This window comes from Arthrobacter sp. 05T423, assembly GCF_056396245.1.
Window position 1 is genome coordinate 1 of sequence record NZ_JBFTLC010000116.1, and the last position, 498, is coordinate 498.

Below are 498 nucleotides of genomic sequence, written 5' to 3' on the forward strand. Positions count from 1 at the left end.
ACCGGCCCGCACAGAATCTGGGGGCAGGGACCCCGACGGCAGGGAATCTGTGGGAAAGAATTCTGCGGCCGGGTCCCCCGTCGCGCCATCAACGCCCGGGGCCGGGCCGAGGAGCCACGAGGCGGCGGCGTCGACGCGGAGCTGGGTCAACGGCAAATCCGTGTTCAGCCTGGCCGATTCCTCCAGAAACCGTGCCGCCGACCCCTCGCTCACGGTCAGCGCGCCCGCCACTTCCGCCGTGACCGACATCTCCAGCACGTCCCGCTCCCGCCGAGACGCGTCTGGGGACGCCATCGCCGCCTCCGCGCTGGCGAAACCGACCGCGGCCTGCACCTTCAACGCCGCCACGCGGGCCTCCAGCCTGGCCGCCTCGGCCAGCGCATCCAACCAGGCATCCGCCTGATCCCGAAGCGGATCAGCACCCGACCCAGAACCGGCCCCGGCGGCCTCACGGACAAAAACAGCCAACACAGCAACAGAGGACTCCACGCCCTCCAC

General features: G+C 70.9%; 1 pseudogene. It reads right to left on the reverse strand.

Annotated elements, in window-relative coordinates:
* Positions 1-387 (reverse strand): annotated as a pseudogene (locus tag AC1DFE_RS24165) (HNH endonuclease signature motif containing protein); the annotation flags it as partial.
* Positions 388-498 lie beyond the last annotated feature (111 nt).